Below are 16,714 nucleotides of genomic sequence, written 5' to 3'. Positions count from 1 at the left end.
TCCTTCGCCAGGAGGTCACCCGCGGAACCGCTGAGCCGGACCGTGGTCGGGGGGTTTCGCGGCGCCGTGGCGCGGCGCGCGTGAACTTCCTCGCCTCCCGCGCCGGGGCGCGGGCACGCGCGACGACGGGCCGCTGTGGCACCCTCGCGCGCAATGCTCGTGCGCCGCCTCGTCCTCGTCCCGCTCCTGCTGTCCGCCGCCTGCGATCGTCCGGGCGGCACCCAGGCGCCCGCGACCTCGGCTCCGGTCGTGACCCCCGCCCCGGCGCCCGCGCCGGTGCAGCGCGAGAGCCTGGTGGCGCGCGACCCGATCGGCGCCGAGGTGCTCGCGTCGCTCGACACCACGGTCGACCCCTGCACCGACTTCTACCGCTACGCCTGCGGCGGCTGGCTCAAGAAGACGACGCGCCCGGCCGACAAGAGCCGCTACGGCCGCGGCTTCGGCGAGCTGGCGGATCGCAACAACGCGGTGCTGCGCGGCATCCTCGAGGCCGCCGCCGCGGGCAAGGGCAAGCAGGGTCCGGTCGAGAGCAAGCTCGGCGCGTTCTGGCTGGCGTGCAACGACGAGGAGGCGCAGGACCGGGCCGGCATCACCCCGCTCGTCCCGGTGCTCTCGCAGATCACGGCGGTCAAGGACGAGGCCAGCCTCTATCGCGTGGTCGGCAAGCTGCAGGGCAGCTTCTTCGCCGGCGGTGGTCCGCTGTTCTCGCTGTTCATCGAGCCCGACGCCAAGCGCCCCGACGTCTACGTCGCGCAGCTGGCCCAGGGCGGCACGGGTCTGCCCGACCGCGACTTCTACCTGAAGACCGACGCCCGCAGCCGGGCGCTGCTGGTCGCCTACCAGGAGCACGTGGCGCGCATGCTCGGCTTCCTCGGCGAGACGCCGACCAGCGCGCTGGAGCAGGCCGCCAAGATCGTCGCGTTCGAGACGGAGCTGGCGAACATCGCCCTGCCGCGGGCCGAGCTGCGTGACCCCGACAAGACCTACCACATGCTCGGCGTGGTCGGCCTCCAGGGCCTCGATCCGGCGACGCCGTGGCCCGGCTACTTCAGCGCGCTGGGCTACGAAAAGATCGGCCCCGATCTCAACGTCGCCACGCCGACCTACTTCACGCAGCTGGGCGCCATCGTCCGCAAGACCGACGCGGCGACGCTGCAGGCCTACCTGCGCTGGCACGTGCTGCGGGCCGCGGCGCCGCACCTCGGCAAGGCGATCGTCGAGGCCGACTTCACCTTCACCAGCGCGCTGACGGGCGCCAAGGAGCTGTCGCCCCGCTGGGAGCGCTGCGTCGGCGTCGCCAACAGCGGGCTCGGCGAGCTGGTCGGCCAGGCCTTCGTCAAGGAGCGCTTCGCCGGCACCAGCAAGGAGACCGCGCTGACGATGATCGGCCACATCGAGCGCGCCTTCGAGGCCGGGCTGCCGTCGCTGGCGTGGATGGATCCGACGACCCGCACGCGCGCGGTTGAGAAGATCAAGGCGGTGATCAACAAGATCGGCTACCCGGAGGAGTGGCGCGACTACAGCAAGCTCAAGCTGTCGCGCAAGGACCACCTCGCCAACGTGATCGCCGCGCGCCGGTTTCAGTTCGTCCGCGACGCCGACCGCATCAGCAAGGCCGTCGACAAGCGCGAGTGGCACATGCCGCCGGCGATCGTCAACGCCTACTACAACCCGTCGGTCAACGAGATGGTGTTCCCGGCCGGCATCCTCCAGCCGCCCTACTTCAGCGCCGAGTTCCCGATGGCGATGAACTTCGGCGGCATCGGCATGGTGATGGGCCACGAGCTGACCCACGGCTTCGACGACCAGGGCCGCAAGTTCGACGGCAAGGGCGTGCTGCGCGAGTGGTGGGAGCCAAGCGCGAGCACCAAGTTCAACGAGCGGGCCCAGTGCGTCGAGACCCTTTACGACGGCATCGAGGCGCTGCCGGGGGTCAAGCTCAACGGCAAGCTCACCCTCGGCGAGAACATCGCCGACTTCGGCGGCATCAAGGCGGCCTACGCGGGCTACAAGGACTGGCAGAAGGACAAGCGCGAGGCGCCGCTGGTCCAGGGCCTGAGCAACGACCAGCTGTTCTTCCTCGGCTTCGCCCAGGGCTGGTGCACCCTGTCGACCGACGAGAGCCGGCGCCTGCTCGCCATGATCGACTCGCACAGCCCGCCGCGGGAGCGCGTCAACGTGCCCCTGGCCCACTTCCCCGGCTTCTGGGACGCGTGGCAGTGCAGCCCCGGCACGCCGATGCACGCCGGCGAGAACGCCTGCGAGGTGTGGTGAGGCCCGCGCGGAGCTGACCCGCCGCCTTCGCCACGGCGCCACACCAGCGCCCACTGCAGCGCCCACCAGCGCCCGCTGCTCCAACTATTACGAGAGGACGCCGCCGCGGGGCCGCGATCCACCCGAAAGGTTTGACAGCCCCGTGGCCGATGGTGGACGCTCCCTTGCATATGCGTCGCGCCTCTCTCCTCGCGCTCTCGGGCCTGTGCCTCGCGCTGCCCCGGGCGGCCGTCGCCGCCGAGCCGCCTCCCCTGCCCGCCGAGTCCGAGCCGAGCCTGCCCCCCGCCGACGCGACGACCTCCGTGGCCCCCCCCGGAGGTGACGCGCCGCCGACGCTGCCCGACAGCGGCGCGCCGCCGACCGACGCAGCGCCACCGGACGTGGCCGCCGACCCGCCCGCGGTCGAGGGGGCCACCAGCGCCGAGTTCGACACCAGTGCTGGCACCGGCGCCGACGCCAGCGCCGCGACGAGCGCGGAGGCCGATGTGGTCAAGCGCGACGAGCCAGGCATGGTCCGTGGCCGGCGTGAGCCGGCGATCAACAGCCTGCGCGGCGGCGTCGGCCTCTATCACACCAACCTCGCCGACGTCGGCGCGCGCCACAGCGTCCGCTTCCGCCTGCACACGGACTTCTTCCGCAAGACCGGCTTCATCTACAACAGCAGCGACCCCGACCTCGGCGCCGACGAGCACGCCCGCGTGCGCGGCACGATCAACCTCGGCTACAGCCCCTTCAAGTGGGGCGAGCTGTTCGTCGCGATCCACAGCCAGGCCAACCGCAATACCCGCAAGCAGCCGGGACGCCAGGACCCGCCGCAGCAGTTCGCGCTCGGCGATCTCGACTTCGGCATCAAGGGCGCCCACCGCATGGTCAAGGGCGGGGCGATCGGCATCGGCGGGCAGATGGGCATCGGCCTGCTCTCGGGCCCCGGCCGGCTGCGCGCCGACAAGGTCAACTTCAACATCGACGCGCTGTTCACCGTCGACGTCCGCTACCTGACGAAGAAGCAGTTCCCGTTCCGCTTCACCACCAACATCGGCTGGATCCTCGACAACTCGGCCAAGCTCTACGACTTCGCGGCGATCAGCGACGCGACCAGCCGCGAGGTCTCGCGCTTCGCCCTCGGCATCAACCCGAGCCGCGTGCGCATGCGCTACGGCTTCGACTTCCCGATCCGCCTCGGCAAGGAGAAGCAGTACGGCCTCAACCCGATCGCCGAGCTCAGCTGGGACGTCGCCACCCAGGAGATGACGGCCTTCAAGCAGATGGGGGCGACGCCCTCGCCGCTGCCGCGCTCGAGCATGTGGGCGACGATCGGCCTGCGCGCCAACGTCGTGTCGGGCCTGCACCTCGACCTCGCGGCCGACATCGGCATGGTCTCGCCGAACTTCGAGTACGGCCCGCCCGTGGCGCCGTGGTCGGTGATCCTGGGCCTCGGCTGGGCGATCGACCCGAACCCGGTGATCAAGGAGGTGCCGGCCCCGGCCACGTCGCTGCCACCGCCGGCCGTGCAGGACGGCCGCGTGGTCGGCCAGGTGCTCGACAGCGCGGGCGCGCCGGTGGCCAACGCCCAGGTGCGCTTCCCCGGCTCCGCCGGCAACGCGATCCTCACCGACGAGGCCGGCAACTTCACCAGCTTCCGCTTCCCCGAGGGCGCGGTCACGATCCTGGTCGAGCTGCAGAACAAGGCGACGAAGGAGGTCAGCGCCGAGGTCAAGCCGGGCGAGGACACGCCGCTGACGATCACGATGGACGTCGCCAACACGCCGCCGGCGGGCTTCGTCGACGGCGCCTTCGTCGACGACGCCGGCGCCCCGGTGGCGGTGACCCTCGCGGTCACGGGCATGGGCATCGACGAGCCGTTCCAGGCCAACGAGAGCGGCCTCATCCGCCTCGAGCTGCCAGCCGGCGAGTACGGGGCGATCGCCCGCGCCGAGGGCTTCGAGGACAAGTCGCTGCGCTTCACGGTGGCCGCGGGCGACCAGGCGGTCGTGGTCAAGGAGACGCTCACGCGATCGGTGCCGCCGAGCACCCCGAACGTGGTCGGCAAGGGCAAGTCGCTGCGGCTCAAGAAGTCGATCAAGTACGACGGTAACAGCCCGAACGAGAAGACCCTGCCGCTGCTCGACGAGCTGGCCGCGTACCTGCGGGTCCACCCCGAGTACGAGACGATCGAGATCGGCGTGCACAGCGACGACCGCGGCAACCCCAAGCAGAAGACGACCGAGCGCGCCGACAACGTGCGCAACTACCTGCTCGGCAAGGGCGTGAGCCCGGAGCGCATCGTCGCGGTCGGCTTCGGCGCGTCGCGGCCGGTCGCGGTCAACATGACGGCCTCGGGCCGGGCCAAGAACAACCGGACCGTGCTGCGGGTGACCAAGTACACCAAGCCCACGGCTCCGGCTGCAGCTCCGGCCCCGGCTGCTGACAAGTAGCGCGGCCGAAGCCCCGCTTCCGGCGGGGCCGCAGCTCACTGCCCGCAAGAACGCGGGCGGCTGCGTGTTCGCAGCGACCCGCGTCAGGACCTGTCCCGAAGGACAGGATCACTTGCTGGTGGCGAGGATGATGGCGACCACGATCGCCACCACCACGAGCACACCGACGACGATCAGCTTGGTGTTCCCGCCGCTGGCAGCGGCGTCGTCCTGGTCGAGCGCGTCGGGTTGCGCGGGCGGGCGCCCATCGGCGGGCTCGACTGGCTTGACCGCGACGAAGCCGAGGTTGTTGCCGGCGAAGCTCGGGATCTCGGCGGACGCTGACGGGACGCTCGCGGGCGAGAGCGAGGCCGATGGCGCGGCCTCCTCGGGCTCGCCGCGCAGGCGGGCGCCGAACGAGGTCATCGGCTCCTGCGATCCGAGGTCCGGGGTCGCCTCGGGGGCCTTGGTGCGGGCGAGCGAGGCGTTCGGGTTGTCGGCGGTGGGCGCGAAGGCCACGGTGGTGCCGGTCTCGGTCTGGACCGGGCCGTCGTAGAACTCCGGATCGGTCTCGGGCTGTGCCTCCTCCGGCTTGGCCGCGCCGCCCTGCAGCTCGGCCTCCATGAACATGGTCCAGCCGCGCGAGCTCGGCGCGCTGCCTGCGACGTTGGCCTCGGAGGCCGGGGTCGCTGGCGTCGCCGGAGATGCGGACGCAGTCGCGGCGACCGGGGTGGCCGGGGTGGCCGCTGCGGCGGGCAGCGAATCGTTGAGCTCCTCGAGCATCGTCCAGCCGCGGGTGGTCGGGCTCGGGGGCGGCGGAGCAGCGGCTGCGGCGGGCGTCGACAGCCCGCTGGCGGCCTCGGCCTCGGCCGGGTCGTCCATGATCATCGTCCAGCCGCGCGTGCTCGGCTTGACCTCACCGGCAGGCGCGGCGGGGGCCGGAGCGGGCGTCGGCGTCGGCGCAGGCGCAACAACGGGTAGCGGGGCGGCCACGGGCGCGGCAGCAGCGGGCGTGGTGGTCGGTGGCGCTGCCGTCACGGGCGCCCCGGGCTGCGGCACACCAGGCGCGGCCGGAGCACCGGCCTCGTCCTCGGTGACCTCCATGAACATCGTCCAGCCGCGGGTACGGGGCTTGGCCGAGGTCGCCGCGGCGCCAGCGGTCGCCGCGGGTGGGGTCACGCTCGGCGCGGCGACGGCCGGCGGGGCCACGCTGGGAGCCGAAGCCACGGGGGGTGCCACGGGTGGTGCCAACGGAGCGCCGAACACTGGTGCGCCCAGCGTCGGTGCGCCGGGCTTGCCGAGGGTCGGGACACCGAGGACGGCGGGCTTGCCGAGGTTGGGGAGCGATCCGAGCGACGGGGCGTTGGGCAGCCCGCCGAGCGACGGCGGCGGCGCGAGCGTCGGCACCGGTCGAACCCCGATCGACGGGGGTGCGCCGAGGGTGCCAGGGCCAGTGATGATGGCGGGCCGTGGCGGCGTCGTGGCGGGCCGCTCGGGCGCGGCAGCGGGAGGAGTTGCAGGCGGAGGAGATGCAGCCAGAGGAGATGCAGCCAGAGGAGATGCAGCCAGAGGAGATGCAGGCAGGTGGGATACAGGAGGTACGCCAGCAGTGGCCGTTGGACCGGCCTTCGCGTCGCTGGACGGCAACTTGGGCGCGTCAGGGTCGGTCATCAGCGCGGCGAGGGTATCACTGACCTCGCGGCTTTCGCCACCCTTGGACGCGATCGAAGCTGGCTCCGGATCGCGCGTCTCCGGGACGGCCTCGTCCTGCGGGAAATCCCGGACGATGGCGTCGAGATCGGTCAGGAAGCGTTGCAGCAGGTTGGGCCGCGACTTCGGGTCCTTCGCCAGCGCGGCGAACAGCGGCGCGGGCATCGACTCGGACGGCGGTACGCTGGCCGCGGCCTGCAGCAGCTGGGTCCCGCTGTCACCGCCGGTGAACAGCGAGGCGCCGCGGAGGAAGCGATACGTGAGCGCGGCGAGGTTGTAGACCAGCGTGCGCTCGTCGATGTTCTTGCCCTCGACCTGCTCGGGGGCGATGCAGTCGAGCGCGCCGAAGCTGACCCCGCCCTGCGGATCACCGACCGCAAAGCCCGTCAGCTTGATGCCCCGCTCGCCGCGCAGCACGGCCTCGGCGCCGAGGTTGCGGTGCAACACACCGACCTTTTGGGCCGCCTGCAAGGCCGCGACGATCTCCGGGATCAGCCGGCTCACCTCGGCGGGCCGGAGCCGACCGATCTCCGCCAGCGAGGTCGCGTCGAAGCGCTCGTGCACCTCGTAGATCCCGCCCTGCGGCAGCTTGCCGGCGTCGATCACCTGCAGCACCTGCGGCGCGTGGACCTTCTCGAGCTGCCGCAGCTCTCGCAGGCTGCGCTCCATGGCCACCGGCGAGACGAAGCAGGCCGGGGCGTAGACCGTGACGTCGACGCGTGCGCCGGAGAGATCGGTGGCAGCGTAGGTCACCGACCCGAGCCGGCTGCGCACCACGGCGCCGGTCGTGTAGGTCCCATCGATCACTGTACCCGGAGGCAGCTGGGGCGCCGCGGTGGTCGCATTGTTCATCGGGGGGTCTCCAAGGGGCAGTCGCGCCGAGACTATGCGCTGGAGCATGGTTGATCAAGCGCACGCCAGGGGACGCGGCGAGGCCTGGATCGGGCGCGAGACGAGTCGCGCGCAAACCTTCGCACAGAATCGCCGGGCAGGGAAACTAGACGCGGACGCGCCCGATCGCCGGGGGCATCGGCCTTCGCGGAGTAAAAAAAAGGACATGCCCGAAGAGGCAGGTCCCTTGTGATGATCGGGCCCCGGCTGGCGATCAGGTTGACGATCACGCCGATGCACGATCAGGCGGGCGATCACACCGGGCGCTGATGGGGCACTGGGCGCCGATCAGGCGCTGATTGCTGGCCGTTCGGACAGGCGCGCCCGGACCCGATCGCGCTGATCGGGCCCGTGCTCAGGCCTTGCTCGCGGGCGCGGGCGTGGCTGCCGACCTGGGGGCCGGCTTGCCGGGCTCGCCGAGGGCCGCGAACAACTCCTGGCTGGTCGGCGTGCTCTTGCGGCTGAGCTTGATCTTGCGGGCGTGCCCCGCGTTCTTCTTGCGGCGTGAGCGCTTGCGTTTGGTTCGTTGGGCGAAGGAAGCCATTGCGGTGAGACCTGGTTACGGGAGGGGGGCTCAAATAACCGGGCGACGCGCGCTTGTCAACCGCCCTGCCCCAGGCCATGCGGGCCCGGTTGCAGTCAGTCGCTGAGACCCGCGGCGCTGCGTGAGAACACCCGCTCGACCCCCAGCACGCCGGGGATGCCCTTCAAGGTGCGCATCAGCGAGCTCAGCTGGGCCAGGGTCTTCACCGAGGTGTGGAAGGTGTTGATCGCCCGCTGGCCGCTGTCGTAGGTGCGGCAGTTGGCCTGTTTGATGTTGATGCCGTGGTGCGAGAAGGCCCGGCTCATCTCGGCGAGCAGGCCGACGGCGTTGGCGGTGCGGACCTCGACGACCTGGGCCCCGTCGAGCTCGAGCTCGGGCTGCCAGGCGAGGTACACCCGGCGCTCCTCGACCCGATCGAGGGCCTGGGGGCAGGTCTCGACGTGGGCGATGATCCCCTTGCCCGGCGCGAAGTAGCCGAGCAGCGGATCCCCGGGGACGGGCGAGCAGCACGGCGCGAGCTGGATCATCGGCACGCCCGAGCCGGCGCCCTCGGTGCGCTCGCGGGTGATCATCATCGGCGATCCCGGGGCGCCCTCGCCGGGCTCGGGGCGCTCGCCGCGGGCCGTCGACTTGCTGCCGCGGCCGAAGCCGGCGAAGTTCCCGGCCAGGCTGCCGCTGATGCCCTCGCCGATCTTGCCGCCGATCTTGCTGCCCGACATGCGCCGGAACATGCGCCGGATGAGGTTGTCGTCCTCGCCAGATTCGCGGCCGAGGTCCCGCGGGGCGAGCGCGTCGGCGACCCGCAGCGAGGCGAGCTGACCGCTGCCGACGGCCTCGTAGAGCCCGTCAGCGCCGGGGACGTCGCGCAGATCCTTGCCGAGGTCGAACTCGGCGGCGCGGCGAGCCACGAGCCCGATCTCCTCGAACTCGGTGAGCGTCCGACCGCGGCCGGAGAGCTCCTGCTCGACCAGGCTGCGGCCGAGCGCCCGCAGGCGCAGGCGCTCCTCCTGGCGCAGCCACTGCTTGATCCGCGTCTGAGCGCGCGAGGTGTGGCACATCTTGAGCCACTCCTTGCGCACACACGGGGCCGGGTTGGTGAGGATCTCGATCGTGTCGCCCTGGCGCAGCTGGTAGCGCAGCGGGACCAGGTGGCCGTTGACCCGCGCGCCCGAGCAGTGAACGCCGATGTTGGTGTGGATCGCGAAGGCGAAGTCGATCGGCGTGGCGCCCCGCGGGAAGGTGTGGATGTCGCCCTCCGGGGTGAACACGTAGACCTCGTCGGCGAAGAGATCGGCCTTCACGGCCTCGATGAACTCGTGCGGGTCCTGAACCTCGCCGAGCCAGTCCATCAGGCCCTGCAACCAGGTGAGGCGCTGCCAGCCGCCGTCCTTGCCGCCGCTGCGCTGCCACTCGGCGACGATGCCCCGCTCGGCCACCGCGTCCATCACCTGCGAGCGGATCTGCAGCTCGAGGCGGACGCCGCGGACCACCGCGGTGTGCAGGGCCTGGTAGCGGTTCGGGCGCGGCAGGGCGATGTAGTCGCGGAAGCGGCCGGGCACCGGCGTGAAGCTGCCGTGCAGCACGCCGAGCGCGGTGTAACAGCTGGCGCGGTCGCGGGTGATGATCTGAAAGCTGACCAGGCTCGAGACCTTGTCGACCTCGAGATCGGCGTCCTCCGCGAGCTTGTAGGCCTGGTAGGGCGTGCGCAGCGTGGCTCGCAGCTCGACCGGGCCGAAGCGATCGTCGGACCACTGGACGTCCTCGCCGTTGACCCCGGTGATCCCGATGATCGGGTTGCCGGGCTCGGGCGGGCTCTCGGGGTCCGCGGCGGTCGGCGTGAAGGCGGCGCGCAGCTGACCCAGGCCGCGCTCGACGTAGTCCGGATCGGCCGTGTGCATGGCGGCGATGCGGGCGGCGACGTCGCGGTAGATCGCGGGCTCGAGGTAACGAAAGCTGAGGTCCTGCAGCTCGGCGTGCAGCCACTGGATGCCGAGGCGGTTGGCCAGCGGGGCGTAGATCTCCATCGTCTCGCGGGCGATGCGAAGCTGCTTGTCGAGCGGCATGTGCTCGAGGGTCCGCATGTTGTCGAGGCGATCGGCGAGCTTGACGAGGAGGACGCGGATGTCCTGGCTCATCGCCAGCAGCATCTTGCGGAAGCTCTCGGCCTGCTGCTCCTGACGCGAGAGGTAGGGCACCTTGCCGAGCTTGGTGACGCCGTCGACGAGGCTGGCGACCTCGCTGCCGAAGCCCTCGGTGAGGTCGAAGATCGAGAGGTCGGAGTCCTCGACGGCGTCGTGCAGGAGGCCGGCGACGACGCTGTTCACGTCGAGGCCGATGCGGGTGATCGTCTCCGCGACCCGCAGCGGGTGCATGAGGTAGGGCTCGCCGCTCTTGCGCATCTGGCCGGCGTGGCAGCGGCGCGCGAGCTCGAAGGCGCGCTCGACGGGGGCCGTGTCGACGCCGGGTCGGCGCGCCAGCTCGGCGAGGATGGCGGCGACGCTCGGGCCGGCGTCGGCCGAGGGCGACGCTGCGGGCGCTGTGGCGAGCGACGCTGCGGGCGCGGCGGGCGTCGCTGCGGGCGCGGGCGCGCCTGGATCGAGGAGGTCGGAGGCCAGGCTCATGCCCCCTCCGAACCGGTCACGGCGCGGGCCCGGACGGTCGCGTCGATGTGGGCCAGGCTCATGCCCCCTCCGAGCCGGTCACGGCGCGGCCGCCGATGTTGAGGACCTGCTGGCCCGAGAGCACGGCCTCGGCGGCGGCGCGCTGGCGGACGCAGCGGAAGGTCTCGGAGACGTAGACCGAACGGAGCACGTCGTAGGCGCGGGTCAGGTCGTCGTTGACGATGATGTAGTCGTACTCTTGGTAGTGGCGCAGCTCGTCGCGGGCGACGCGGAGGCGGCGATCGATGACCTCGGGGGCGTCGGTGTTGCGCGAGCGCAGGCGTCGCTCGAGCTCGCTGAGCGAGGGCGGGAGGATGAACACGAGGACGACGTCGCCGGGGAACTTGGCCTTGAGCTGGCGGCCGCCCTGGAAGTCGATGTCGAACAGGAGGTCGACGCCGGAGCCGAGGGCGTCGTTGACCAGCGCGGCCGAGGTGCCGTAATTGTTGCCGTGGACCAGGGCGTACTCGGCGAACTCGTCGCGGGCGACCATCTCGGTGAAGTCGGCCGGGTCGACGAAGAAGTACTCGCGCCCGTGGACCTCGCCCGGACGCGGCGGGCGGGTGGTGTACGAGACGCTGAAGCGCAGCTGGGCGAACTCCTGGCGCAGGCGCGTGCACAAGGTCGTCTTGCCGGCGCCCGAGGGCGACGAAACGACGAGCAGGAGTCCGCGGTACTTATTCGACATTTTGAACCTGCTCGCGCATGCGTTCGATGGTTGCCTTGGCGGCGATCACGGCGGCGCTGCCGGCGTGGCTGGTGATCTTACTGCCGATGGTGGTGATCTCGCGAAAAAGCTCCTGGGACAGGAAGTCCAGGGTCTTGCCCTGCCCGACCTGGGCCGGCGCGGTCAGAACCCCCCAAACCTGGCCAAGATGACTGGCGAGGCGCGCCAGTTCCTCCTCAATGTCACCGCGCTGGACCAGCACGGCAACCTCCTGAGCGACCCGCTCGGGCGACGGCGGGCTCACACCGGCGCGGGCACACAGGGCGGCGATCTTCTCGGCGAGCCGGTCCTGCAGCCGCTCGGCCTCGCCGCCGAGGCTGTGACGCAGCGCCTCGGCCTGCTGGGCCAGCACGTCGGCGAGGCCGCCGAGCACCTGCACCAGCGTGGCGCCCTCGCGCTCACGCATCCCGCACAGGCCGGCGAGCGCCTCCTCCATGAGCTCGGCGAGCTCCGGCGGGGCTTCGTGAAGAGGCTCCTGTGGGTTCGTCGTGGCGCCGCGTGGGCTCGTCACAAACCGCAATAGATCGAGAGGGTTCTGCGGCGCGACTTCAAGGCCGTTCGAGCGAGCCAGCGCGGTGAGCTCGCGGAGCTGGACGAGCAAGGGCAGGACGCGCCCCGGGTCGAGGCCTGACTCGCCGCCGCCGCTGCCGTGAGGCTGGAGGTGGACCAGCACGTCGACGCGACCGCGACCGAGGCGGGCCTCGATCATGCGCCGCAGCTCCTGCTCGCTGGCCAGGCCGAAGGGCTGCCGCGACTTGATCTCGAGGAAGCGCTGGTTGACCGAGCGCAGCTCGACCCCGAGGACCTGCGGCAGCCCGTCGATCGTGATGACCCGGGTCGCAGCGCCGAAACCAGTCATGCTCCGCAGCGGCACCCCGTCTTGCTAGCCGCTTCGGGGCCGCGACCGCAAGCCCCGCAGCGGTGCGACGCGTCGTTCGAGCGATCGGACTACCGCGACGGCGGATCGCGGCCGTATGCTGCGAGGCCCGTGATCCGCCTCGTTCGCACGGCCGTCGCCGGATTGCTCGCCGCGACGCTCGGCCTCGCCGCCGCGCCGACGCACGCGGCCGATCCGTCGCCGGGAGCGCCGCGGGAGCGCCGCTTTCTGATCGGCATCGAGGGTCTCGGGGTCATGGCCCCGGCCCTGCGCCCGCGGATCACCGCGTTCGACGCGCGCTACCTCGGGAGCAGCGTGACCCTCGGCGGGGTCGGGCTCTTCGGCCGCTTCCAGGCCGCGCCGCGGATCGGCCTCGAGCTCGGCGTGCGCTCGGGCTCGCTGCGCTACCGCAACCGGTCCGACGTGATCTCGCAGGACATGGTGCTCGCCGAGCTCGGGGTGCTGCTGTACCTGCTGCGCGGCAAGGTCGGGCACTTCGCGGTCGACGCTGGCGGCGGCGGGCTCGTGCACGCGGTCCGCTATGAGCTAACGGGGCGCCCGAACGGCGCGCAGATCGTCGGCGGCGGGCTCGTGCACGTCGGCGCGGACCTCGAGCTGCGCCTGCGAAGGATCGCGTTCACGGCCTCGCTGCGGGCGCTCGGGGTGGTCACGGACGTGGCCCGCACGCGCGCGCGCGGGGCCCTCTTCGACGGCGCCTCGGAGGCACAGCGGCGGATGCCGGTCGCGGTGTTCCAGACCTACCTGCTCGGCTCGGTCGGCGTGGCCTATCGATTCTGAGGCTCACTCGACGATCTCGATGTCGGAGTCGGCCTCGGCCTCGAAGCGGGCGAACATCTGCTCGAGGCCGCGGTAGCGGACGATCTCCGCGGCGGGCTCGGTCGCCGGGGTGACGGGGGTCGGGAGGGTGCTGCTGAGCGGGAAAACCAGGTGGAGGATCAAGATCCAGGTCGCCATCGTGAACTCCTGATGCGGGGTGCAAGGGGGCTTGTAGCGGACGGACCTACATGATCCCAAGAAACTGGATCATCGCGGGCTGCTATGCCGACCGCGAAAACTGGATCAGTCCCCGCTGGCGTGCAGGAGCACCGGTGGGGCCGCGCCGAGGCCGAGGCTGTCGAGGCGCGGCAGGTCGTCGATGAACTCGAGGCCGGTGAGCGCGCGGGAGGCCAGCAGCACCGCGACAGGGGCGTGCAGGACGCTGACCGGGTGGAGCGCGGCGAGGCGGGCCGCGACGGCCCGCTTGGCCGCGTCGCGCTCGGCCCGGCTGTTCGCGTGGCGGTAGGCGTCGAGGGCCGCGTCGAGCTCGCTGTCGGCGATGCCGGTGAGGTTGTGGGCGCCGCGGCTGTGGAACCAGGGCGAGAGGTCCATGTCGCTGGCGCCGGCGAGGCGGGCCAGGGCGAGGCTGAACTTGCCGACGCGCAGCAGGCTGAGGATGTAGGCCCAGCCGGCGGTGACGCTCGGGGCGGCCACGCCGATCTGCTTCCAGGCGGCGCGTAGGGCCCTGGCGGTGTTGGTGGCCAGGCCGGCGCTGCCGTCCCAGCTGAGCGGGAGGCGCAGGGCCGTGGTGCCGCGACGGCGTTGCCCGCGCTGGTCGATCCAGCCGAGCTCGGTGAGGACCAGGTCGGCGGCGAGGCGATTGGCGGCCTCGGTCTCGCGGTCGGGGGCCTGGTTGGGGGGGGTGAACGGGCCGAGGCCGGCCTCGAGGATGCGGTCCTCGGCGATGGCGACGAGGTCGATCGGGCTCGGCGCGTCGAGGTCGACGGGGGCGACGATCGCCAGGCCTGGCTCGCCGTGGAGGGCCGCGATCTCGCTGTGGGGTACCGCCTGATCGAGCGCACCACGCAGCCGTGGGCCGGCCTGGGGCCCTTCACGCAAGTTGTAAAGAACCAGGTCATAACGTGGCGGACTCAATAGGAAAGCGACGAAGCGGGCTGCCATGCCCGGCTTGCCGAGCTCGCGTGGGACGTGGGTCGGCGCGAGTTCGGGGAGGAGGTGGATCTCGCCGCGGCGCAGGGCCGTGAGGCTGGCGGCGCCGTCGATCTGGGCCCGGAGCTCGAGGCGCTGGGCCCGGCCCGGGATCGCCTCGCTGCGAACGAACACCATCTGCGTCTCGCTCTGGGCCAGCAGGCGCATCGGCCCGCTGCCGATCGGTTGCTGGGCGAAGCGCGGCCCGGGGTGGCGGGCTCGGGGGACAATCTTCAGCGCGGCCAGGCGCTCGAGCACCAGCGGGTCGGCGTGGGCGAAGCTGATGCGCACCCAGCCGTCGCCAGAGGCCCCTGCGGGCGGTCCCTCTTCAACCGACTTGATGGCGTCGAGACCATAACGCTGGCGCAGGTTTGCGCCGCGAGGACCGATCCAGAGGTTGATGCTGTACAGGAGGTCGGCGACGGTGACTGGCTGGTCGTCGTGGAAGCGGGCGCCGGGACGGAGCTGGCAGGCGACGCTGCGGCCCTCGTGCTCGACCAGGCAGCGCTCGGCGAGGGCCGGCGCCCCCCATGGAGATCCGTCCACGCGCCGGGTCAGGCCCTCGAACAGGAGATCGTCGACGACGCGCTGGCCCCAAGGGTCGAGCTCATCGGTGGGATCGAGCGACACAGGCAGGCGGCGCAGGGCGATCACCACGGTGTCGCCGAGAACGACCGGGGGATCGGCTGTCGGCACAACCACTGGCGTGGGCTCCACTCCGGGGCTGTTCGGGGTCGCTTCGGGGCCCGTGGCGGCCGGCCCTGCCCCGCCCCCCCCCCCGCAGCTGGCCAGAACAAGCCAGGATCCGAGCCAGGACCCGAGCCAACCCGGGAGCCAGCGTCCGGGCCAACCCGGGAGCCAGCGTGCGAGCCAACCAAGGAGCCCGAGTCCCGACGCCACGCCCAGCGCTGCCCGACATGAACCACGGCAGCGGGCCCAACTCCCCCGCCAGCCCCCGACCTGCCGGCGCCGGGTGTGAGCCCACGCGCGAGCGCGCACCTGGGCGCCCAGCGAGGGGCCAGGCAGCGGCGCGGTGATCACGGGTGAGTTCGGCATGATGGTGGCGGGTGGGGTCCAGCCCGGCCTTCTCGGGCAGGAACCGCGCCGCGGCGGCATGCCGATCCCTTATCGCGTTTCCCGGGCACTTGAAAACCCGCTTGCGCGCGTGTTACAGGCTCCATGCGAACGGCTCTCCGCCTTGGAGAGCTTGGAGGTCAACGCTGGCGATGACGCGCACTTCTTCCATCTCTCTGCTCACTGCGTTTTTTTGTCTCAGCCTCGCGGGCTGCGGCAAGGAGGCACCCAAGGTCAAAAAGTCGGGCGAGGAAGACGCGCCCAACGCCGCGGACAACGTGAAGGTGGAGCTCCCGCCTCCGCCCGACTTCGACGAGGGCAAGGTCCCGGAGAAGGCAGACGACGGCGCGTGGTCGGTCTACGGCCTGCGCAAGGCGCTCGACGAGAACGTCAAGCAAGGCGAGGCGGGCGTCGAGATCGAGGTCCGTGGCTTCGTGCAGGACATCTACGAGCCGCCGGTGTGCCCCGAGGGTGAGCAGTGTCCGCCCGGCAAGCAGCCGCACGTGTGGATCACTGACAAGCCCGACGATAAGGGCAAGAAGCGGGCGATGATGGTGGTCAACTACGCCTTCACGATCCCGGAGTACGACGTGAAGCGCTGGGAGAAGGTCCCGAGCGTCATGCTCGCCAAGGGCCAGCAGTACACCTTCAAGGGGAAGTTCAAGCGCTTCTCCGACAGCGGCTTCGCCGACGCGCGCGGGCTCCTCGACTTCGTGGCCTACAAGGCGAAGGACCCGGAGACCGGCGTTGAGTCGTGGGTCGCGCCGCCCGGCGCCGCCTGGCACCCGCTCGAGATCCTGCGCCAGGAAGAGGAGCAGAAGGCGCTGATCGAGAAGGTCAACAAGGACGCGGCGAAGAACCGCGGCAAGTAGACGATCGGCGGCCGGGCCGGAGCGAAACGGCCCGCCAAGGTGGGCGCCCGTCCCCCGGGCACCCCTCGCCTGTCTGCCGGTCACGCGAAGTCTGGCCACCCCAACCGCGGCGCGAACGGCCGCGGTTTTTGTGTGTGGGGAAGGCCGCCAGCGCGCGCCAGATCGTCATCGGGCCGGGTCTGGCTGGGTCTGGGGGTGGCTTGGCTCTGGCGGCCGCGGCGGCAAAGGTGTACGACCGAGAGCACCCATGAAGCCCCTTCACCTCGTCGTCGCGTTCGTCGTCTCGACCCTCGTGAGCGCCCTGGGCTGCAAGCCGCCCGAGCAGGAGGCCTGCGAGGACTACGTCAGCGCCGCCCAGGCCTGCGCCCTGATGAGCGGCGACCCGAAGGACGAGCTCGACGGCTTGTGCGACGACGTGGCCGTCGAGTGCAAGGAGTACTTCAGCTGCGCGGCGAAGGCGGAGTGCAAGGAGTCAGGCGGCGTGTTCCGGCTCGAGTCCAAGGCGTGCACGATGCCCGAGGGCACCGAGTGCGTGCCGGCCTCCTGACCGCATCCGCCGGCAGGTCGGCACTCGGTCGGCACTCGGTCGGCGATCGGACCTCGGCCGGACCAGCGCCGGATCTGCACCGGATCTGGGCCCCGGGGGGCTAGCCGAGGCGCGGGCAAAGATGCTACCAAGGGAGCG

The 16,714-nt window shown here is 71.5% G+C and carries 12 protein-coding genes; 5 read left to right on the top strand and 7 right to left on the bottom strand.

All coding sequences use genetic code 11. The annotated features are described in order from the left end of the window. The first annotated feature begins 153 nt into the window (after positions 1 to 153). Positions 154 to 2,274, top strand: coding sequence for a M13 family metallopeptidase (locus IPJ59_RS01730; protein WP_293269490.1), 2,121 nt, complete (start codon positions 154 to 156; stop codon positions 2,272 to 2,274). Positions 2,275 to 2,444: 170 nt separating this feature from the next. After that, positions 2,445 to 4,709 (top strand): OmpA family protein, encoded by a 2,265-nt coding sequence (locus IPJ59_RS01725; RefSeq protein WP_293269489.1) that lies wholly within the window; start codon positions 2,445 to 2,447, stop codon positions 4,707 to 4,709. 108 nt (positions 4,710 to 4,817) lie between these two features. Here IPJ59_RS01725 and IPJ59_RS01720 read toward each other — a convergent pair whose 3' ends face one another. The 5 genes from IPJ59_RS01720 to IPJ59_RS01700 all read right to left on the bottom strand — a co-directional run bounded on the left by IPJ59_RS01720 (position 4,818) and on the right by IPJ59_RS01700 (position 12,094). Further along, a complete protein-coding gene (locus IPJ59_RS01720; protein WP_293253993.1) occupies positions 4,818 to 7,250 on the bottom strand; it encodes a serine/threonine protein kinase in 2,433 nt (810 codons plus the stop codon). A 394-nt stretch (positions 7,251 to 7,644) separates the two neighbouring features. Continuing rightward, entirely contained in the window at positions 7,645 to 7,833 is a 189-nt protein-coding gene (locus tag IPJ59_RS01715) for a hypothetical protein (protein WP_293253990.1), read from the bottom strand. Between the two features lie 95 nt (positions 7,834 to 7,928). Beyond that, complete coding sequence (locus IPJ59_RS01710) at positions 7,929 to 10,454, bottom strand: RelA/SpoT family protein (RefSeq protein WP_293269488.1); 2,526 nt, start codon at positions 10,452 to 10,454, stop codon at positions 7,929 to 7,931. Between the two features lie 58 nt (positions 10,455 to 10,512). Further along, positions 10,513 to 11,181, bottom strand: coding sequence for a guanylate kinase (gene gmk, locus IPJ59_RS01705; protein ID WP_293253984.1), 669 nt, complete (start codon positions 11,179 to 11,181; stop codon positions 10,513 to 10,515). Then, positions 11,171 to 12,094: a YicC family protein gene (locus IPJ59_RS01700; protein ID WP_293269487.1), complete on the bottom strand. Its 924-nt coding sequence runs from the start codon at positions 12,092 to 12,094 to the stop codon at positions 11,171 to 11,173. Before IPJ59_RS01700 ends, gmk begins: the two co-directional genes overlap by 11 nt. A 114-nt stretch (positions 12,095 to 12,208) precedes the next feature. Between IPJ59_RS01700 and IPJ59_RS01695 the strand changes: the two genes are divergently transcribed. Beyond that, positions 12,209 to 12,895, top strand: a complete 687-nt coding sequence (locus tag IPJ59_RS01695) for a hypothetical protein (protein ID WP_293253978.1) — start codon at positions 12,209 to 12,211, stop codon at positions 12,893 to 12,895. 3 nt (positions 12,896 to 12,898) lie between these two features. On the opposite strand, the gene IPJ59_RS01690 is transcribed toward IPJ59_RS01695, so the two are convergent. Both IPJ59_RS01690 and IPJ59_RS01685 read right to left on the bottom strand, forming a co-directional pair. Next, a complete protein-coding gene (locus IPJ59_RS01690; protein ID WP_293253976.1) occupies positions 12,899 to 13,072 on the bottom strand; it encodes a hypothetical protein in 174 nt (57 codons plus the stop codon). 105 nt (positions 13,073 to 13,177) lie between these two features. After that, positions 13,178 to 14,785, bottom strand: a complete 1,608-nt coding sequence (locus IPJ59_RS01685; RefSeq protein WP_293269486.1) for an ABC transporter substrate-binding protein — start codon at positions 14,783 to 14,785, stop codon at positions 13,178 to 13,180. 524 nt (positions 14,786 to 15,309) lie between these two features. On the opposite strand from IPJ59_RS01685, the gene IPJ59_RS01680 reads away from it, so the two are divergent. Together IPJ59_RS01680 and IPJ59_RS01675 are read left to right on the top strand one after the other, a co-directional pair. Continuing rightward, the gene (locus IPJ59_RS01680) at positions 15,310 to 16,029 is read left to right on the top strand and encodes a hypothetical protein (RefSeq protein ID WP_293253971.1); all 720 of its coding nucleotides are present in this window, start codon (positions 15,310 to 15,312) and stop codon (positions 16,027 to 16,029) included. Positions 16,030 to 16,276: 247 nt separating this feature from the next. Further along, a complete protein-coding gene (locus tag IPJ59_RS01675) occupies positions 16,277 to 16,576 on the top strand; it encodes a hypothetical protein (RefSeq protein WP_293253969.1) in 300 nt (99 codons plus the stop codon). The last annotated feature ends 138 nt before the right edge of the window (positions 16,577 to 16,714 follow it).

The sequence above is a fragment of the Nannocystis sp. genome (assembly GCF_016714285.1).
GTDB lineage: Bacteria > Myxococcota_A > Polyangia > Nannocystales > Nannocystaceae > Nannocystis.
This window is presented reverse-complemented; position numbering and strand designations above follow the sequence as displayed.